The 18,342-nt window shown below is 63.7% G+C and carries 24 protein-coding genes; 14 read left to right on the forward strand and 10 right to left on the reverse strand.

The features are described 5' to 3' along the window. Nucleotides 1-49: 49 nt before the first annotated feature. The 3 genes from LOY34_RS10605 to LOY34_RS10615 form a co-directional block, all read right to left on the reverse strand. Nucleotides 50-385, reverse strand: coding sequence for a hypothetical protein (locus LOY34_RS10605; protein WP_038994655.1), 336 nt, complete (start codon nucleotides 383-385; stop codon nucleotides 50-52). Nucleotides 386-491: 106 nt separating this feature from the next. Then, nucleotides 492-1,727: a DUF1835 domain-containing protein gene (locus LOY34_RS10610; protein WP_195883718.1), complete on the reverse strand. Its 1,236-nt coding sequence runs from the start codon at nucleotides 1,725-1,727 to the stop codon at nucleotides 492-494. 153 nt (nucleotides 1,728-1,880) lie between these two features. Then, nucleotides 1,881-2,777 carry a LysR family transcriptional regulator gene (locus tag LOY34_RS10615; protein WP_195883719.1) on the reverse strand — a complete coding sequence of 299 codons (897 nt, stop codon included), beginning with the start codon at nucleotides 2,775-2,777 and terminating at the stop codon, nucleotides 1,881-1,883. A gap of 123 nt (nucleotides 2,778-2,900) precedes the next feature. Between LOY34_RS10615 and LOY34_RS10620 the strand changes: the two genes are divergently transcribed. From LOY34_RS10620 to gstA, 11 genes are all read left to right on the forward strand, one after another. After that, a complete protein-coding gene (locus LOY34_RS10620; protein ID WP_408980915.1) occupies nucleotides 2,901-4,289 on the forward strand; it encodes an MFS transporter in 1,389 nt (462 codons plus the stop codon). 55 nt (nucleotides 4,290-4,344) lie between these two features. Further along, a complete protein-coding gene (locus LOY34_RS10625; RefSeq protein ID WP_195883720.1) occupies nucleotides 4,345-4,800 on the forward strand; it encodes a GNAT family N-acetyltransferase in 456 nt (151 codons plus the stop codon). Between the two features lie 204 nt (nucleotides 4,801-5,004). Continuing rightward, nucleotides 5,005-5,262 carry a hypothetical protein gene (locus LOY34_RS10630; RefSeq protein ID WP_045201284.1) on the forward strand — a complete coding sequence of 86 codons (258 nt, stop codon included), beginning with the start codon at nucleotides 5,005-5,007 and terminating at the stop codon, nucleotides 5,260-5,262. Between the two features lie 416 nt (nucleotides 5,263-5,678). Further along, nucleotides 5,679-6,398, forward strand: a complete 720-nt coding sequence (locus LOY34_RS10635; protein ID WP_045201285.1) for a GntR family transcriptional regulator — start codon at nucleotides 5,679-5,681, stop codon at nucleotides 6,396-6,398. Continuing rightward, complete coding sequence (locus tag LOY34_RS10640) at nucleotides 6,395-7,183, forward strand: SDR family oxidoreductase (protein WP_195883721.1); 789 nt, start codon at nucleotides 6,395-6,397, stop codon at nucleotides 7,181-7,183. The genes LOY34_RS10635 and LOY34_RS10640 overlap by 4 nt, the downstream gene beginning before the upstream one ends. Before the next feature lie 59 nt (nucleotides 7,184-7,242). Then, the gene (locus LOY34_RS10645) at nucleotides 7,243-8,175 is read left to right on the forward strand and encodes a 3-keto-5-aminohexanoate cleavage protein (RefSeq protein WP_045201287.1); all 933 of its coding nucleotides are present in this window, start codon (nucleotides 7,243-7,245) and stop codon (nucleotides 8,173-8,175) included. A gap of 72 nt (nucleotides 8,176-8,247) precedes the next feature. Then, nucleotides 8,248-9,594 carry an MFS transporter gene (locus LOY34_RS10650; RefSeq protein WP_045201288.1) on the forward strand — a complete coding sequence of 449 codons (1,347 nt, stop codon included), beginning with the start codon at nucleotides 8,248-8,250 and terminating at the stop codon, nucleotides 9,592-9,594. A 396-nt stretch (nucleotides 9,595-9,990) separates the two neighbouring features. Next, entirely contained in the window at nucleotides 9,991-10,860 is an 870-nt protein-coding gene (locus LOY34_RS10655) for an RNA ligase family protein (RefSeq protein ID WP_195883722.1), read from the forward strand. A gap of 1 nt (nucleotide 10,861) precedes the next feature. Then, the gene (locus LOY34_RS10660; protein WP_195883723.1) at nucleotides 10,862-11,998 is read left to right on the forward strand and encodes an AAA family ATPase; all 1,137 of its coding nucleotides are present in this window, start codon (nucleotides 10,862-10,864) and stop codon (nucleotides 11,996-11,998) included. Nucleotides 11,999-12,097: 99 nt separating this feature from the next. Next, nucleotides 12,098-13,009: a LysR family transcriptional regulator gene (locus LOY34_RS10665; protein ID WP_195883724.1), complete on the forward strand. Its 912-nt coding sequence runs from the start codon at nucleotides 12,098-12,100 to the stop codon at nucleotides 13,007-13,009. 97 nt (nucleotides 13,010-13,106) lie between these two features. Beyond that, the gene (gstA, locus tag LOY34_RS10670) at nucleotides 13,107-13,718 is read left to right on the forward strand and encodes a glutathione transferase GstA (protein WP_195883725.1); all 612 of its coding nucleotides are present in this window, start codon (nucleotides 13,107-13,109) and stop codon (nucleotides 13,716-13,718) included. A gap of 4 nt (nucleotides 13,719-13,722) precedes the next feature. Here the strand turns inward: gstA and LOY34_RS10675 are convergent, their stop codons facing one another. The 4 genes from LOY34_RS10675 to LOY34_RS10690 are packed head-to-tail and all read right to left on the reverse strand — an operon-like array spanning nucleotide 13,723 to nucleotide 15,084. Next, the gene (locus LOY34_RS10675; protein WP_195883726.1) at nucleotides 13,723-14,115 is read right to left on the reverse strand and encodes a lysozyme inhibitor LprI family protein; all 393 of its coding nucleotides are present in this window, start codon (nucleotides 14,113-14,115) and stop codon (nucleotides 13,723-13,725) included. A 31-nt stretch (nucleotides 14,116-14,146) separates the two neighbouring features. After that, nucleotides 14,147-14,548, reverse strand: a complete 402-nt coding sequence (locus LOY34_RS10680; protein WP_195883727.1) for a GFA family protein — start codon at nucleotides 14,546-14,548, stop codon at nucleotides 14,147-14,149. A 53-nt stretch (nucleotides 14,549-14,601) separates the two neighbouring features. Further along, on the reverse strand, nucleotides 14,602-14,826 hold the full coding sequence (locus LOY34_RS10685) for a cold-shock protein (RefSeq protein WP_195883728.1): 225 nt from the start codon (nucleotides 14,824-14,826) through the stop codon (nucleotides 14,602-14,604). Between the two features lie 45 nt (nucleotides 14,827-14,871). Continuing rightward, on the reverse strand, nucleotides 14,872-15,084 hold the full coding sequence (locus tag LOY34_RS10690; RefSeq protein ID WP_195883729.1) for a cold-shock protein: 213 nt from the start codon (nucleotides 15,082-15,084) through the stop codon (nucleotides 14,872-14,874). Nucleotides 15,085-15,204: 120 nt separating this feature from the next. On the opposite strand from LOY34_RS10690, the gene LOY34_RS10695 reads away from it, so the two are divergent. Then, nucleotides 15,205-15,675, forward strand: a complete 471-nt coding sequence (locus LOY34_RS10695; protein ID WP_195883730.1) for an NUDIX hydrolase — start codon at nucleotides 15,205-15,207, stop codon at nucleotides 15,673-15,675. Here the strand turns inward: LOY34_RS10695 and LOY34_RS10700 are convergent. After that, nucleotides 15,650-15,979: a hypothetical protein gene (locus LOY34_RS10700; protein WP_093384271.1), complete on the reverse strand. Its 330-nt coding sequence runs from the start codon at nucleotides 15,977-15,979 to the stop codon at nucleotides 15,650-15,652. The genes LOY34_RS10695 and LOY34_RS10700 overlap by 26 nt on opposite strands. A gap of 90 nt (nucleotides 15,980-16,069) precedes the next feature. Further along, on the reverse strand, nucleotides 16,070-16,495 hold the full coding sequence (locus LOY34_RS10705; protein ID WP_195883731.1) for an SUKH-3 domain-containing protein: 426 nt from the start codon (nucleotides 16,493-16,495) through the stop codon (nucleotides 16,070-16,072). 145 nt (nucleotides 16,496-16,640) lie between these two features. Here LOY34_RS10705 and LOY34_RS10710 point away from each other — a divergent pair, with 145 nt between their 5' ends. Together LOY34_RS10710 and LOY34_RS10715 are read left to right on the forward strand one after the other, a co-directional pair. Beyond that, nucleotides 16,641-17,054, forward strand: coding sequence for a RidA family protein (locus LOY34_RS10710; protein ID WP_195883732.1), 414 nt, complete (start codon nucleotides 16,641-16,643; stop codon nucleotides 17,052-17,054). Nucleotides 17,055-17,174: 120 nt separating this feature from the next. Then, nucleotides 17,175-17,678 (forward strand): GNAT family N-acetyltransferase, encoded by a 504-nt coding sequence (locus tag LOY34_RS10715; RefSeq protein ID WP_093384263.1) that lies wholly within the window; start codon nucleotides 17,175-17,177, stop codon nucleotides 17,676-17,678. A gap of 43 nt (nucleotides 17,679-17,721) precedes the next feature. On the opposite strand, the gene LOY34_RS10720 is transcribed toward LOY34_RS10715, so the two are convergent. Beyond that, on the reverse strand, nucleotides 17,722-18,333 hold the full coding sequence (locus LOY34_RS10720) for a hypothetical protein (RefSeq protein WP_195883733.1): 612 nt from the start codon (nucleotides 18,331-18,333) through the stop codon (nucleotides 17,722-17,724). Nucleotides 18,334-18,342: the final 9 nt, after the last annotated feature.

An 18,342-nucleotide genomic window follows, 5' to 3' on the forward strand; every position in this document is an offset into this window, starting at 1 on the left:
GCGAAGCGGTCGTGGTTCAGGCACGCTCCTACACCGGTGGCTGCGGGGCCTATTGAACGTTGTGCAGCTTGACCACATCACCCGAGACACGGGTGGTGTAGCCGGTCAGTACCCAGGCCCAGAACCAGTTTTCCTGGACCTGGGTGTTGATCATCGCGTCGCCGCCCTTGGCCTTGATCGCGGCATTCTGGGCGCGCACGAAGCGGCTGTTCTGACGCACTGGAATGACGCCCAGTACCAGCAGACCGGTGGCGCTGGCTTCGCTGTGGCCGATCACGGTGTACTGGTCGGCGTTGTAGTGCTGGGTTTTCATCGGGGTGCCGGTGCAACCTGCCAGGGCCAGGACGAACAGGCCGCAGGCGACAACTTTGCTCAGGTTTTTCACTGCATAACTCCATGACAATTGGCCCGGGATCCATCTCTCGAGCGGCGCATACTTTACCGGATCAGCCAGGATCACGCTCGTCTGCCGGCGCTCGGGAGCAATGGATTTACCCGCGCCACACCGGCCAGAGGTCGCTGCCCAGCGCCCAATGCCCTTGCCCGGGCAGCAGGCGCACACCACCGACCCAGCGCTCGGGGGCCTGCTGCTCAAGCCAGTTGGCCTGGCCCGCCAGCACCTGCTCGCCCAGCGGGGTGAGGCTCAGGGGCCGGCGCGGCCAGTCCAGCTCAGCCTGCGCCTGGATGAGCAGCGGCGTCGGCGAATCGATCAGCGGGCGCAGCAGGGCATGGAACATCATGTCGCCCAGGTAAGGCAGTGGCTCGCGCTTGCCCATCAGTTCGGCAAACACCCGGCCGAACGGCACCTCGCCGAACTCGTTGATGATCTGCAGCGCCAGGCGTTCGCTCAGCGACAGGCCGTCGTCCACGCCCGGCAGCTCCTGCAACTGGCGTAGCAGCGCCGGGGCGAGCAAGGGCAGGGCCAAGTCCTGGCGATGGGCCAACTGCGCCCAGGCCAGTGGCGAGGGGGCGCAATACGCCGCCCAGGCCTCGCGCGCCAGTTGCAGCATGGGCCCATCCACTGCCCGGCGCTGCGGCCACAACCAGGCCAATACGTCCGGGGCTAACTGGCCGATGCCGATAAACCGCTCGACCCCGGGCATTCTGTCAATCTCGATCAGCTCCAGGCGCTGCGGCGGCTTGGCCAAGCCGGCCAGCACGCGGATCAAAAACAGCTGGTCATAGGCATCCGCCTCGCACCAGAGCACCGCGCTGGGGCAGCCGTCGAGGCGGGCCAGGTCGGCGTATTCGGTGTCCATCTTGTGCTGTACTTCGGCGAGCTCCAGGCCATAGGCCTGGCTGATGTAGTCGCTGCGCAGGGCGCGGTAAGGCACTGTCGGCACGTCACGCACCGGGCCCATCACCAGCGGGTCGCTGAGCATCTGAAAGTCGCCGGTAAAGCCGGCCAGGCGCAGGCTGTGGCTGATGTCGTTGCCGCAGCGCCAATGCTGGGTGGCGGCTTCGTCATCGGCAGTAAATTGCGGGTGGCGGGCGGCAAAGTCGATAGCGTCGATATGCGCCTTGAGCTTGGGCCAGCTGGCAAAGCCCAGGTCGCGGGCAATCAGCCACTGGGCATCGGCCAGGCGCGGTGAGGCCGGGCCGAGTAGCGCCAATTGCTCGGGCGCGGTACCGCTGCGCAGGCGCTGCAGCAGCTCCTTGGCGCGTTTGCGTTGTTGTTCAAGATTGATGCGCCCGTCATGGGACGGCGACGACAGTCGAGCAGGCATACGAACTCCTTGTGCGAGCCTTGTCCGCTGTCAGGCCGGGAGTCGTAGACAAAAATGTGGGGTGTACAGCCTGGGCGCAGCCCTTTCCGCGGACGGGTGGCGTGGTTGACGCCGGCTGCGACTATAGGCCCGGCGCCCGGCAAAAGGCAATCGTCAGCTCCAGGCGCGCGGCCAGCACTCCTGCAGCAGGTCGCTGAACACCTTCAGGCGTGGCGAGTGCTGGCGCGACGGCGGGTAGACCAATGCCAGTTCACGCCAGCGCCCGGAAAACGGCTCAAGCACCGGCACCAGACGCCCGTCGGCCAGAGCCTGGCGGGCGACGAAATCCATCACCTGGACAATGCCGAAACCCTGCAGCGCGGCATCGATCAGCGGGTCGCCGACATCGAACAGCAGCTGCCCGCTGACCTGCACGTCGACCCGCTTGCCGTCCTGGACGAACTGCCAGTCGACGCGGCGCCCGAGGTAGGGGTTATGCACCATCAGGCAGTTGTGCCGGGCCAGGTCTTCGAGGGTCTGCGGCATGCCGTGGCGGGCCAGGTAGGCGGGGGAGGCGACGGTCACCCAGTGCATCGGCGCCAGCGGCCGGGCCACCAGGCGCACATCGCTGAGCGGGCCGATGCGCACTGCGGCGTCGAAGCCTTCTTCGGCGAGGTCGACCAGGCGATCGGTCATGGTCGCATCCACCACCAGTTGGGGATGGCGTTGGGTCAGTTCGCCCAGCAGCGGCAGGATGACGATCCGGCCAAAGGCCGAGGGCAGGCTCAGGCGCAGGGTGCCGCTGGGTTCGCAGCGGCGGTCGAGCAGCAGTTGCTCGGCTTCCTCGAAGCCGGCCAGCAAGGGGGCGCAACGCTCGCGCAGTAGCAGGCCGTCGGCGCTCAGGCTGACGCTGCGGGTGTTGCGGTGCAGCAGCTTGACCCCCAGTTGCTCTTCCAGACGGCGGATTGCCCGCGACAAGCCTGACTGGGTCAAGCCGGTGCTGGCGGCTGCGGCGGTAAAACTGCGCAGCTCGGCGACCTTGAGCAGCAGGGCAACGGTGTTCAGATCCATGATTAAAGTCATTACTGAAAGAACTGGCAGCGTATTTATCATGCCTGGCGCATGAAAGACACTGGCGCCTTCTTGCCAAGGATGCCCCGCATGTCGACTCCCACCCCGCGCCACCCTGCATTGATGCTGCTGTTGCTGGCGTGCGCCCAACTGATCATTGCCCTGGACTACACCATCGTTTTCGTCGCCTTGCCGACCATTGGCGAGCACCTGGCCATCGGCCCGCGCCAGTTGCAATGGATCATCAGCGCCTTCGGCGTGGCCTTTGGCGGCTGCCTGCTGCTTGGCGGACGCGCCGCCGACCTGCTCGGCCGCAGGCGCCTGTATCGGCTTGGCCAGGGCGTGTTCGCCATCGCCTCGCTGGCCGGCGGTCTGACCCATCAGGCCGAGATCCTGGTGCTGGCGCGGGCGCTGCAGGGGTTGGCGGGTGCCTTGCTGTTCCCCGCGACCCTGGCGCTGATCAACAGCCAGTACGCCGAAGGTGCGCCGCGCACTCGCGCCCTGGCGATCTGGAGCGCCGCCTCGGCCGCGGGCCTGGCCCTCGGCGCCTTGCTCGGCGGCATCCTCACCCAGTGGCTGGGCTGGCAGGCGGTATTTCTGGTCAACGTGCCGCTGGCGGGGGCTTGCGCCTGGGCCGCCGGCTACTGGATTCCGATCGACCCGCCACGGGCCCAGGGGCGCTCGTTTGATCTGGCCGGTGCCCTGACCATCACCCTCGGCGGCAGCCTGCTGGTGCTGGCGCTGATCGAAGGGCCGAGCTGGGGCTGGCAACGGCCGCTGTTCTGGACCGTGCTGGCGGCCGCACTCATCTGCCTGGCGGTGTTTGTGGTGATCGAAACCCGCAGCCGCGACCCGTTGATGCCGCTGCGCCTGCTGCGCACCCCGGGCCTGCGCGCGGCCATGGGCCTGACCGCAGTGTTCATGGCCAGCTTCAGCGTGCAGTACTACTTCCTGGCCTTGTACTTCCAGCAGGTCTACGGCTACAGCGTGCTTGCCAGCGGCCTGGCGTTTTTGCCGGCGACCCTGGTGTGCACCCTGGGCATCGGCATTGCCGAACGGGCGCTGGCCCGCCTGGGTTTGCGCAGCACCTTGATTATCGGCTTGCTGGCCGGCGGCCTGGGTATCCTCTGGCTCGGCTGGATGTTGCCCGGGGATGGCGCTTTTGCCCGCCTGCTGGCGCCGATTACCTTGCTCAGCATCGGCCAGGGCATGACCTGGACGGCCATGTGGGTGTGCGCCGGGCAGGGGGTTGCGGCGGCCGAGCAGGGCGTGGCGTCAGGGATGGCGTCTACCGTCCAGCAGATTGGCGGGGCGTTGGGCCTGGCGCTGCTGGTGGGGTTGGCCAACCAGGGGCTCGACGGCTTGAGCGGCGCAGCCTGGCAGCAAGGCTACGCGCTGGGCTTGCAGCGTGCAGTACTGGTCAGCGGCGGGATCGCGCTATTGGGTGTGCTGATCGCCCTGGCGTTGCCTGGCAAGGTTCGCAGCACTTCAACAGAGGCTCAAGGCTGTTAGCCGGCTTTGACACACGGCACACTGGCGTCCCGACCCTGACTCACGGAACGAGCCGATGCCCCTGCACATTCGCCCCGCCACGCCCGCCGACGCCAGCGCCATCAGCGCGGTGATCATCCAGTCCTTGCAGCAGACCAACGCCGCCGATTATTCGGCGGCGCTGATCGCCCAGGTCGAGCAGAGCTTTACTGCAGAGCGAATACTGGCCTTGCTTGAGCAGCGCCAGGTGCTGGTGGCGCTGCTCGACCAGCAGTTGGTTGCCACTGCCAGCTTGCAAGGCAATGTGCTGCGCAGTGTGTTTGTGGTGCCAGGGGTGCAGGGCACCGGCGTGGGTCGCGCGCTGATGCAGGCGCTTGAAAACCTGGCCCGGCAAGCGGGGCAGATGGTGCTGCGGGTGCCGTCATCAATCACTGCAGAGGGGTTTTATGCCCGGCTCGGCTACGCCAAGGTCCGCGAGGTGATGGAGGGGGAGGAGCGGGTCATCGTCATGGAGCGCGTTATAGGTCATTGAAATTCATGGCGCAATAGCAGTACTCGCCGCCGTTTGCACCCCTCTTTGCGCGCGGGGTACCTGGCATTTATGTCAGGTGACGCTGTTGTTCTCGATCGATAGCATCAACGGGGCCGAGGTGTTTGGTTGCAGGCAGTCAGCGAGGGTTTCAGGCACCGGGCAACAACCACCTTGTAAATCGAATTTGTGCAGGAGCACAAGCTGATGAATACATCCAGAAAAGCGGTGTTGGTCTGCGGGTTGATCTTGATGGCGTCGCCGCTGGCAGGCTGGGCCGAGACTGAAAAGTACATTTGTGAATACAGCAAGATGGAGGACAACCAGAAAAAGGATTTTGGATACGACTCTTATAAAGCATCCAGTGTCCAGGATGCCGAGAAGCAATCGCGGGCGGATCCATCCAACAAGGAAAAACAATCTGAAGACATCAAGCTTGAATGCAAGGTGTACGAAGAAGAGTAAGTGCCGTACCCACGCCGTACCCACGCCGGCTTTCAACGAAGGCGTTGTGGGCGCGGCGCTTTTGGAGGCGGTCAGCTCTGTCAAGCGTACGTTGTAACTGGTCGCTATCAATTCGCGATCACCCTGCGCTGGTTGACACCTGAAGCTGATCGCCGCCTGCCTGCAAGCAACACTCGCCAGCGCGTGCAGCGTTGGCAACAGGCGCTGGAGCAGATGCGGGCTGACGGTCGGTTGCAGCAGCGCTGGCTGAGCGACCTGGCGACGCCGCCGACACCACGATAATCAATACCCGAGCCTGACAGATTCCCTGCCCCTAACGGTCAGGGCGCTTCGTCGTTGTCGCTGAATATCATTTGACATATTTGATTTGTGATCACATATTCGCATCACAAGAACGACAACATAGGCTTTTTTCCATGACCGACCGTCCCGTCCTGTTGCCGGCCCTGCGCCAGGTGTCCCGCGATACCCTGCAAGACCAGGTCTACCGGCAGATCCGCGAAGCGCTGATGAGCGGGCGTTTTCAGCCCGGGCAGAAGCTGACCATCCGTGGCCTGGCCGAAGCGCTGGGTTCCAGCCCCATGCCGGTGCGTGAAGCACTTCAGCGCCTGAGCGCCGAAAATGCCTTTGAAGTCACTGAAACCTCGCGCCTGCGGGTACGGGTGATGACCACTGAACGCCTGCGCGAAATCCGCGATGCGCGGGTGGCCCTCGAAGGCTTGCTGGCCGAGAAGGCCGTGGCCCATCTGGGCGATGCCGACCTGGCTGAAATCACCGAGCTCTGCGTGCAGATGCAGGCCGCCGCCGACAAGGTCGACGTGCCGGCTTACCTGTGGGGCAACTTTGCCTTTCACCGGCGCATTTATGCCGTGGCCCAGGCTGAACTGACCGTCGCCGCGGTGGAGAATTTCTGGCTGCACATGGGCCCGTGTTTTGCCCTGGTCGCCCCGGACAAAGCCCACCTGCAGCGCTCGATGCAAGCCCACGACCGCATCGTCGCCGCCCTGGCCGACCGCGATGCGGCGGCGGCGCGGGCGGCGGTGACCGACGACATCATGCAGGCCGCCGACTCCCTGGCGCGCCTGCTGGTCAACAACGACCGTGCGCGGTCTGTTTCTGGAGTGAAAAAAGCATGAGCGTTCTCAAGCGTCTGACGCCGTATCCGGGCCTGCGGGTGTTGATTTCCGGCGGCGCCGCCGGTATCGGTGAAGTGCTGGCGGCGGCCTATAGCGAAGCCGGGGCCAGGGTGCATGTCTGTGATGTCAGCGAGGCGGCCCTGGCGGCGTTTCGCGACCGCTACCCAGGCAGCGTCGCCACCCGCGCCGACGTCGGCGATGCGGCGCAGATAGAGGCGCTGTTCAAGGTTCAGCGCGAGCAGTTCGGCGGCCTCGATGTGCTGGTCAACAACGCTGGCATCGCCGGGCCTACCGCCGGTATCGACGCCATCAGCGACGACGACTGGCAGCGCACCATCGACATCAACCTGACCGCGCAATACCGCTTCGCCCACCACGCAGTGCCGCTGCTCAAGGACTCGCCCAACGCCCACCTGCTGCACATCGCATCGGTGGCCGGGCGCCTCGGTTACGCCTGGCGCACGCCGTATGCGGCGACCAAATGGGCCATCGTCGGCCTGATGAAATCCCTGGCTTCGGAGCTTGGCGACAGCGATATCCGCGTCAATGCCTTGCTGCCCGGCATCGTCGAAGGGCCGCGCATGGACGGGGTGATTCGCGCCCGTGCCGCGCAAGTGGGGGTATCCGAGGCGCTGATGCGCGAGGAGTACCTGAAGAAGATTTCCCTCAAGCGCATGGTCACTGCCGAAGACGTCGCCGCCACCGCCTTGTTCCTCTGCTCGCCAGCTGCCCGCAACATCACCGGGCAAGCCATCAGCGTCGATGGCAACGTCGAATACCTCTGAGCTGTACCTGCGCTTTTACCGCACTGCTTTCTCGCCAAGAATAAAAACGGAGAACACGCATGTCCAAGAAACGCCCGGTCATCATCACCTGCGCCGTCACCGGTGCCATCCATACGCCGTCGATGTCGCCGCACCTGCCGATCACCCCGCAACAAATCGCCGACGCCGCCATCGGTGCCGCCGAGGCGGGTGCTTCAATCGTTCACCTGCACGCCCGTGATCCGTTCGACGGCAAGCCCAGCCAGGACGTCGAGCTGTTTCGCCAGTTCCTGCCGCAGATCAAGGCGCAGAGCGATGTGGTGATCAACATCACCACCGGCGGCGCGCCGACCATGGGTGTCGAAGAGCGCCTGCAGCCGGTGGCCCAACTCAAGCCGGAGCTGGCCTCGCTGAACATGGGCTCGATGAATTTCGGCCTGTACGAAATGCTCGAGCGCTTCACCGAGTTCAAGCACGACTGGGAGCGGCCGTACCTGGAAGAGAGCGACGACCGCATCTTTCGCAACACCTTCCGCGACATCACCTACATCCTCAACGCTTGCGCCGAGAACCGCACACGCTTCGAAATCGAGTGCTACGACATCGGTCACCTGTACACCGCCGCGCATTTCCTCCAGCGCGGGCTGCTCAAGGCGCCGTTGTTCATCCAGTCGGTGTTCGGCCTGCGCGGCGGCATCGGTGGCCACCCCGAAGACCTGGCGCACATGCGCCGCACTGCCGACCGCCTGTTTGGCGACAACTATGAGTGGTCGATCCTCGGCGCCGGGCGCAACCAGATCCCTCTGGGCACCATGGGCCTGGCCATGGGCAGCAACGTGCGCGTGGGCCTTGAGGACTCGCTGTGGGACGGCCCGGGCAAGCTGGCGGCGTCCAATGCCGAGCAGGTCAAGCGCATCCGCACGGTGATCGAAGCCCTCGGCGGGCGTGTCGCCAGCCCCGACGAGGCGCGGGAAATGCTCAGCCTCAAAGGCCGCTACGCAGTCGATTTCTAGCTTGCCTGCATGCCCCGGCCGAGCCTGGCCGGGGATGTTCCCATCGCTGTCGTCACACTAGAGATTCGTGCCATGACAATTACAAGATCGCCCGAAGAACTGACTGTGCCCCGTGATCCTGCAACCCTCAACCGGTTGCTGTTCGTCAAACTCATGCCGTTGCTGATCGCCGCCTATGTGCTGAGCTTTCTCGACCGCACCAACATCGCCCTGGCCAAGCATCAACTGGATGTCGACCTGGGCATTTCCGCGGCCGCCTACGGATTGGGCGCCGGGTTGTTTTTCCTTACCTATGCGTTGTCGGAAGTGCCCAGCAACCTGATCATGCACAGGGTCGGCGCACGCTTCTGGATTGCCCGGATCATGGTGACCTGGGGCCTGATTTCCGCCGCCATGGCCTTCGTCCAGGGCGAGACTTCGTTCTACGTGCTGCGCCTGTTGCTGGGCATCGCCGAGGCCGGCTTGTTCCCCGGGGTGATGCTCTACCTGACCTACTGGTTCGGCCGCGAACAGCGCGCCCGCGCTACCGGCTACTTCCTGCTCGGGGTGTGTTTTGCCAACATCATCGGCGGGCCGTTGGGCGCGGCGTTGATGCAGATGGACGGCCTGATGGGCTGGCATGGCTGGCAGTGGATGTTCATGCTCGAAGGCTTGCCGGCGGTGTTCTTCGCCTACGTGGTGTGGAAGAAGCTGCCCGACCGGCCGAGCAAGGCGCCGTGGCTGAGTAGCGCTGAAGCCGAGCAGATCGAACGCCAACTGGCCAGCGAGGCCGAGGAGGGCGCCGGCCACAGCGGGCACTCGCTCAAGCAGTGCCTGACGCCGCAGATCCTGTTGGCGATCTTTGTCTATTTCTGCCACCAGATCACCATCTACACCGTGATCTTTTTCCTGCCGGGGATTATCGGCAAGTACGGCGACCTGAGCGTGCTGCAGATCGGTTTTCTCACCTCGTTGCCGTGGCTGGCGGCAGCGGCCGGGGCGATCGTCCTGCCGCGGTTTGCCAGCACGGCGCAGCGGGCGCGACGGATCCTGGTCAGCGGTTTGCTGACCATGGCCCTGGGCCTGGCCATCGCCTCCCAGGCGGGGCCGGTGCTCAGCCTCTTGGGCTTTTGCTTGTCGGCGCTGATGTTCTTTGTGGTCCAGTCGATCATCTTCCTGTATCCGGCCTCGCGCCTCAAAGGTGCGGCGCTGGCGGGTGGTCTGGGCTTCGTCAACTCCTGCGGCTTGCTTGGCGGCTTCTTCGGGCCGTCGCTGATGGGCATGATCGAGCAAAGCACCGGCAATGCCGTGAACGGGTTGAAGTTCATTGCCGTGGTGCTGGTGGTGGCGGCCTTGGCGGCGCTGCGCTTGCGCCAGGGGCATGAGCGTAACAGCGCGAAGGGGGGAGCGCTCAACGACGCGCAGCGCCAATCTGCCTGAGGTTTTCACCGATACATTTGTGGGGCTTGCCAGCGATGAGGCCAATGCAGTCAGCACATGAAGTGTTGACTGGATTACGACCGCTGCGCGCTCGATCGCGGGCAAGACCCGCTCCCACAGGATGGGCGCAGTACCTGTAGGAGCGGCGGTGCGGCGACCCGACTTGACCCGCGATGAGGCCATCCCAGACAACACAGCGCTTGACAGCCCACCCCCATCTCGTTTCCAATCCGCCCCCTCAGATCCACCACCCCTCATTATTTAGGTGAAGCCAGTGCCCCACGCCAACCAACACGCCTGATGCCGACGACGGACGTTTAAGCCTGTTGGTGCCTGCCTGCGCACGCACTTTCACCTGCCCGCTGTCGTCGGTTTTCGCCCTTTTGGAGAAGACCCATGACACTCGATATCCGCGAGCTCGCGCAGCTCGACCTGTTCAAGTACCCGCGCACCCCACACCTGCAAAGTTCTCGCCTGCAATCGGGCGATAGTGACCATGACCAACTGCCTTACAGCGAACTGAAGGGCCAGTACCTGGTGGTCGAGGAAAAGCTCGACGGCGCCAATGCCGCGATCAGTTTTTCTGCCGCCGGCGAGCTGTTGCTGCAGTCCCGTGGCCATTACCTGGCCGGCGGTAGCCGCGAGCGCCAGTTCAACCAGTTCAAGCAATGGGCGGCCTGCCATGAACACTGGCTGCTCGAGCACCTGGAAGACCGCTACGTGCTGTTCGGCGAGGTGATGAGCAAGCGCCACAGCGTGTTCTACGACCAGCTCCCGCACCTGTTCTTCGAGTTCGATATCTGGGACCGCAAGGCGCAGGTGTTCCTCTCCACCGCACGGCGCCAGCAGTTGCTTGCAGGCGGCCCGGTGTTGTCGGTACCGGTGCTGTTCGAAGGCATCGCGCCGCCTCGGCTGAAGGACCTGCTTGCCCTGGTCGGCCATTCCCAGGCCAAGTCGAAACGCTGGAAAGACGCGTTTGCCGAGGTCATCGCCCGTCAGCAACTGGACTTTGCCAAGGCCTGGAACCAGGGCGACCGCTCTGACCTGATGGAGGGCCTGTACCTGAAAATCGAAACCGCCGAGCACACCACCGGGCGGATCAAATGGGTGCGCCACGACTTTGTCCAGGCCATCCTCGAAGCCGATGAGCACCACCTGCGCCAGCCCTACATCCCCAACCTGCTGGCCGCCGGTGTCGACCTGTATGCGCCCGAGCCCCAGGTCACCTGGGCCAGCCTGCAGGCCGCCGAACAAGGAGTTGAATGATATGGACATGAACACATTGCGAGCGCTGATGCCCGGCCCCGGTCGCGCGGTCGACTACCCGGCACTGCTCGAGGCGATCCCGTCTCTGCGCGCCTTGGCGGCAACCCCGCAAGACCCGGTCTACCACCAGGAAGGCGACGTCTGGACCCACACCATGATGGTGGTCGATGCCTTGCTCGCCGACCCTGCCTACCAGCGCGCCACCCCAGAGCAGCAATTCGTGCTGTTTTACGCCGCAGTGCTGCACGACATCGCCAAGCCGTCGTGCACGGTGATCGATGAAGTCACCGGCAAGATCGGCCAGCCCGGGCATTCGCGCCGCGGCGCGGTAGATGCGCGCATCCTGTTGTGGCAGGCCGGGGCGCCGTTTGAGCTGCGCGAAAGCATCTGCCGGATCATCAGCGTGCACCAGTTGCCGTTCTTTGCCCTGGCCGGGGACAAGAGCGGGCGTTCGGCCGAGCAGATCCTTCATCGCCTGTCGTGGGAGTTGCCGGTGTGGATGCTCTGCGCCGTGGCCAACGCCGACATGCAGGGCCGCGGCTTTGCCGGCAAGCAGGGGCTGCTCGATGACATCGAAGTATTTCGCCTGCTGGCCGAAGACGAAGGCTGCCTGGATCGACCCAAGGCCTTTGCCGACGATTACACCCGGCGCTGCTACTTTCGCGGTGCCTCGGTGCTGCCGCAGTACAGCCTGTACCGCGAGGTTCAGGGCTCGCAGGTGATCATGCTGGCGGGGCTGCCGGCCAGCGGCAAGGACACCTGGGTCAACCAGCACGCAGCGGATCTGGCCGTGGTGTCGTTCGACGATGCCCGCCAGGAGCTGGGCCTGAGCCATGGTGACAAAGGCCCGGTGGCGCAGTACGCGATCGACAAGGCCAAGACCTTGCTACGGCGCCGTGAGCCCTTCGTGTGGAACAGCACGCACTTGTCGCAACAGATGCGCAAGAAGACCCTCGACCTGCTCTACAGCTATGACGCCGACGTGCGCCTGGTGTACCTGGAGCAGAGCGAGCGCGAGCTGATGCGCCGCAACGCCCGTCGCGACACCACGCTGCGCAACAAGGACATCGAGCGCATGTACTTTCGCTGGGAAGTGCCGACGCCGGTGGAGGCGGATCGGCTTGAATATCAGGTGTGAATCAGCGGGCATTAATGCCACTGTTGACGGGCTTTGTGCGCTTGACCAACGGCGCTAAGATCGATGTCGATGTAAGGCCATGCAGGGAACAGCACGATCATGATGAACCTGATGCACTGGAAGCTGCTGGTCGCCGTGGCCGATGCCGGCAATGTCTCGCGCGCTGCCGAGGCCTTCGGCATCACCCAGTCTGGCGCCAGCCAGGCGATCAGCCAGATGGAGGCGGCGCTGGGGGTAAAGGTGTTCGTGCGCGAGCGCACGCACACTTGCGTGACGGCGCTGGGCGAGCAGGTGCTGGTGCGTGCCCGGCGCATGGTCGCCGAGCTGGAGTCGATCCAGCACCTGGTCGACGCCAGCCGCGGTTGCCACCTTGGGCGTGTGCGTCTGGCGACCTTCCCGTCGTTGTTCGCCTCGCTGTTGCCACCGCTGTTGCAGGCTTTCAAGCGCCTGCACCCGGGTATCGAGGTGATCTGCCTGGAGGGCACCGACGAGGAGGTCGAAAGCTGGCTGGCTTCGGGGGCTACCGACCTGGGCGTGGTGATGAACCCGCTGCCGAGCCGAGATCCGGTGATGCTTGGGCGTGACCGCTGGGTGGCGGCAATACCGCTCGATCACCCCTTGGCCAGGCGCGGTAGCCTGAGCCCGGTGGAGTTGGCAGAGCTGGTCGATGAGCCGTTCATTGTCGCCACTGGTGGCTGTCATGTGCATGGCCAGAGCCTGGTGCAACAGGCAGGGCTGCACCTGAGCAACGTGCGCCTGACGGTGCGCGACTGGCGCACCGCGTTTGCCCTGGTGGGCGAGGGCATGGGCGTGTCGATCGTGCCGGCCTCGACGTTGCCAAAGGACCCGCGTGCGATGCGGGTGTATGACCTGCATCCGCCGATCTACCGGCGTTTCGGCTTGGTCAGTGCGTCGGCAAACCCGCCGTCGCCTGCGGCCCAGGCGCTGCTCAAGCATGTGCACAAGGCTATGGGCGAAGTTGGGCTTGATGTAGCGGACCACACCGCCTGACATAAGCGCAGCTAATGATAAGGTGGTGAAATTCTAAGTTTACCTGGCGCTGGCGTTTGTTGATCCTGCGCCTCTTGATCCTGTCAGGAGACGCCCGATGAAACTCTATTTCGCCCCCAATGCCTGCTCGCTGGCGCCGCATATCATCCTGCGCGAACTGGGCCTGCCATTCGAGCTGGTACGGGTCAATAACCAGAGCAAACGCTGCGCCGATGGCCGTGATTTTCGCAGTATCAACCCCAAGGGTTACGTGGCCGCGCTGCTGCTTGACAATGGTGAGGTACTGACTGAAGGGCCGGCCATTCTCCAGTACCTGGCCGACCTCAGGCCCGAGGCCGGATTGGCGCCGGCCAACGGCAGCTGGGAGCGCTCGCGGCTGCAGGAGCTGCTCAATTTCATCAGCGCCGAAATTCATGCCGGCAGCGCACCGCTGTTCAATGCCGAGCTGCCGGAGGCGGCCAGGGTGATCTTTGGCGACAAGCTGTTCAAGCGCCTGGGTTATTTGAACGAACTGCTCGGTAGCAATGACTACCTGCAGGGAGCTTTCAGTATCGCCGATGCCTATCTGTTCACTGTGCTGGGCTGGTTGCCGGTGTTTGCCATCGATATAGCGCAATGGCCAGCGCTGGCGGGTTATGTCGAGCGTGTAGCGGCCAGGCCGGCGGTGCAGGCCGCCGTCCACGCAGAGCACGCCAGCGCACCGGTCTGACCCTTCAAGGCATGCCGCTAATCCGCTTCAGGTACTGAACTCTGGCTTGCGTCTGCTTCAACAGGCAATGGGTATGGATGGTGGCGTAGCCGCTGCCGCCAACCGACTCATACGTCTCCAGTTCACAGCTGGCATCACGAAAGGCAATCCAGGTGCGCTGGGCTTTTTTCAGCGCCACGTCCTGGGTCGGGCGCCCGGGTGACGCGCCCTCGTCCTTGAAACGTGTAACCAGCTCCTGGTAGAGCTGATTCAATTGCCGATCGGATTTTTTCAGCAAGCGCTGCATGCATTCAAGCATCTGCACTTCGGTGTTGGCGCCGGGGCACAGGCTGCTTGCCTGGGCCGGGGTAGCCAGCGCCAGCAGCACGCTGAAACCGGCATAAATCAAGCGATACATGGGGGCGTCCTTGCGTTGAAGTTATTTCAGTTTATTGGTGTTGCGGCCAGGTATCGCCAATCACCAGCCAGCAGGCCTTGGACTGTACATGCACATGTTTTTGCCGGGCAGGCTCGAACGGCGTATCCAGGGTGCCCAGCGCAACGCTGATCCAGTCCGGATACTCGCCACTGGCATTGGCCCAGAACAGGCTCGCGCCGCAGCCTGAACAAAAGCTGCGGCTGACCGTGGGTGATGATTTGAACACCTGCAACATGCCCTGCGGATCGCTGCAGCTCAGGGCCGCAGCCGGCACGCTGGCGTACGTGGCGAAGGCTGCGCCATGGGCTTTGCGGCACTGGCTGCAATGACAGTGGGTGACGGCTTTCAGCGGGGTGTTGATGTGATAACTGACGGCGCCGCACAGGCAGCTGCCGTGAAAGTCGCTGGTCATCCCGAAATCCTTGGCGGGCGAATTTGCCAGGGATCATACACGGGCTATTGAGCCTAGTTTAGCGGCGGCTCTTCGATGATCTGGATATCGGCAGCGAACCATTGACCTTGTGGCCCTTGCACCAGCTCGTAACTCACCACCTGGCCCTCGCGCAGAATCAGCCCGTCAGGCATTGCGGACCCGATCTGAAAAAAGACATCGTCCTCGCGGAAGGTAGGGATGGAAACGCTCAGTTCACTTTCGGTCGAGCCAGCAGGGGGACGATGAATTCTGCCCATGAGCGTTTCTCCTGGTGCGTTAAACAGCAAGGAATTACCTGGTTTTCACTCCGGTCGAACTTGGGCGGCCTGCAAACCTTTCTGCCCTTTTTCGGCGACAAAGGAGACTTTTTGCCCTTCTCTCAGTGATTTGAACCCGTCACTTTCGATGGCCTTGAAGTGCACGAACAAATCATCGCCACCGCCGTCTGGGGTAATGAAGCCGAAGCCTTTCTCATCATTGAACCATTTCACCGTACCGTTCTGTCTGTTGCTCATTGCGCCAACCCTCGAGTCTTGCAGCTTTGCATGGAAATTGCTGTTGCCTGAAGAAAGCAGGCCTGTGCCGGCAATCGCACAACTGGTAAAAATGCCAGGTCTGAAGAAAGGAATACCTAGATGCGTGAACGTAAATCAGCCCGGCTGTTAGTCATCAGCCCCTCCCGCAGCGTGTTGCTGTTTCGCTTCGTCCATCGCAACGGCGCGCTGGCCGGTGACGATTACTGGGCAACGCCAGGAGGCGGCGTGGAGGAGGGCGAAACCTTTGAACAGGCTGCCATTCGCGAGCTGCGCGAAGAAACCGGCATCGAGGTCGACGCGGTGGGCGCGCACTTGAGCGAGCGGCGCTTTACCATGCAACTACCCAGCGGCGAGTGGGTAACGTCGGTCGAGCAGTACTACCTGATCCAGGCGCAAAACCAGCAGCTGTGCCGCCAGGGCTGGACGGCTTCGGAGGTCGAGGTGATGGCCGATCATCGCTGGTGGTCGGCCGAGGAACTGCGGCAAACCACCGACATAGTGTGGCCCGAGCGGCTGATTGAAACCCTTGAGTCGGCCGGGGTGTTCAGCGCCGCGCCAGCGCATGGCTGACGCATTGCTCGTAGTAGGTCTGCTTGATGGCTGCGGGCTTGAGACGTGACTGGCTGTTGTAGGTCTGTTCGGTGATGCCCATGGCGGTCATGCGCATCCACGGCTTGTTGAACTTACGCACCTGCAGGCGCTTGCGCGCGGCGTACAGGGTCACCCCTGACAGCTTCGACTGCTGCGCGCCGGCGGCAATCTGCGAACCCCAACTGCACATGTAGCGGTCATTGTTGCCCAGGGCCTTGGCCTGGGCACCGAGCGGGAGGGCGAGCAGAAAAAACGCTGCCAAGGTTAATCCATAAGCCCGCATAGCACCTACCTAACTTGCTGAAAAGAAAGCGAGTTTGCCAACGAAGCGGCTAGCAGGGGGCCAGCAATTTGCCTTATTTGCGCCTGAATTTCACAACAGTTGCGCTTGTGGCTGACGGCCCAGCAGCAGGCTTTCTGCAGCAACGACGAAGCTGCTGCCCAGCAGCCAGAAGGCATCGTGAACCTGGCTCATGAGATAGCAGGCGCCCTGGCTGTCGACAAACAGCGCGCCATGGCCGTGGTGGACATCGCCGATGCACACCAGGGTGGTGTTGAGCTTGTGTTGCATCCTCACGATGACTTTGTCGTCGTGCAGGGCGGGCTTGGCCCTGAACTCGATGTCGCCGGCAGCGCATTCTTCACCGGCGCCACAGTGGCCGACGCACAGGCCGTTGAGGCTCAGCAGCAGCGTGGCCGCCGGATGGTTCGCCGGCACACTGGCCGGTAGCGGGTTGTTGGCCGGCCATCCGGCGGCAATGAACAGTGGGCGTAGGGTGTCAGGTAGGTCGATTGGCATGTCTGCTCTCTGGTCGAATCCGTGCGAGGGGCCAGATTAACACGCCAGTCATCATTGCCCTCTGCGCAGCGCTGGCAACATCAGGCTTGACCTCTACTTAAGTCGAGGTTTGATACTCGCCGCTCCCATCATTCGGAGCAGCACCATGACCGCAGCTTTCCACCTGTCCAACCCCGAAGGCCTCTACGATCCCAGCGCCAACGCCTACTCTCACGTTGCCGAAGTCGCCGCCAATGCCCGGCTGCTGTACATCGCCGGGCAGGGTGGTGAGGACCTTGAAGGCCGCTTGTCGAGTGACTTTGCCGAGCAGGCACGCCAGGCCCTGGGCAATCTGCAGATCGCCTTGGCATCCAGAGGCGCAAGCCTGGCCGATGTGTTCAAGCTGACCCTGCTGATCGTCGATCACGACGAGGCCAGGCTGCGAATCTGGGGCAGCGAGGCCCAGCGGGCCTGGGGCAGCAACATGACCCCGACCTGCACGCTGATCCCGGTGCCGCGCCTGGCGCTCGACGGCATGATGATCGAAATCGACGCGGTCGCCGCGCTAGCTGCCGGGTGACATGTTTTAGCGATGGCATTGGCCCCGGCTTTTGTAAACAATAGCGCCCGCAAAACGCGCTGTTCGTTCACTTATCGAGATACCAATGCCGTCGATTCTTCCGCTGTATGAGGTCCAGCCATGAGCGACCTTACTGTCGAGCTCCTGCAAACCGGCCCCGAGCAGATCGAGCTGATCCGCAACCTCTACCAGTTTTACGCCTACGAGTCGTCGGACTGGGAACAGGAAGACGTCGAGGTCGATGGCCGCTTCTATGTGCATGACGAGCACCTGCAACGCTACTGGCAAGAGCCGCAGTGGAGCGCCAACCTGATTCTGGTCGACGGCTACATCGCCGGCTTCCTGCTGATCGAACGCAGCGAGCTGCCGGACCTCGACGCCCTGGAGCTGGCCGACCTGTTCATCCTCAAGCGCTACCGGCGCAAGGGCATCGCCAGCGCCCTGGCCAGCCAGGTGCTGGCGAGCGGGCAGAACCAGTGGCTGGTGCGTTACTACGACCAGGACGAAACCGCCCATGCCTTCTGGCGCGCGGTGCTCGACAAGCTGCCGCGGCCGGTACGCTCGATCGAGCTGGACGACGAGCCGGAGTTGGTGAACTTCCTCGTGACCCGGGCCTTGCACTGAGCTGGCACGATCGCCTGCATCTGCGCCGCCCTCGGGCTGAAGCTCACACCGACCGTTGTTGCCAGCGCCTGTCCAGGCTTGCCAGCGGATTGCCGAGCCGTTGCGGGGTCTCGCCGGTCAACTGGCACAGCAGCTCGATCAGTGTTTCGCCGTCCAGTACGCCTTGCTCGCGCAGCCGTTCGGCGAGCACCCGCAGCACCGGCCAGTAAGCGCGTAGCAGGCTGTGACAGCGAACCAGGGCCAGGGGCTCGGCCTGCGCAACCTGGCGCGCCGGCAGCAGGGCGATCAGTTCATGGGCCCGGCGCTGGTCGCCGGCGCCACTGGTGGTGAGAAAGCGATCATCGGCGCTGTGACGGTAGATTGCCTCGGCCACGGGGCCGGCGAAGCAGTTGAGCAGGTCGCGTTCGATCAGCTCGATCATCGACGGCAGGTGTTCGGCGATGCCTGGCGGCTCGAAGGCGGGCAGGGGCACCAGGTAGTCCGCCTCGACCAGGCCCTTGACCGCCTGCAGGTTGCCGCGCAAATCCACCATCGGCCCGATCAGCGCTTCTGCCCGGGTGCGCACGGTTACCCGCCTGATCGCCAGGCCGTTCCACCAGAAGGCCAGGGCATGGCCGGCTTCGTGGTAGGCGGTGCGACGCGGACGGCTGTTCATGGTCATGAC

The sequence above is a fragment of the Pseudomonas sp. B21-009 genome (genome assembly GCF_024749345.1).
Classification (GTDB): domain Bacteria; phylum Pseudomonadota; class Gammaproteobacteria; order Pseudomonadales; family Pseudomonadaceae; genus Aquipseudomonas.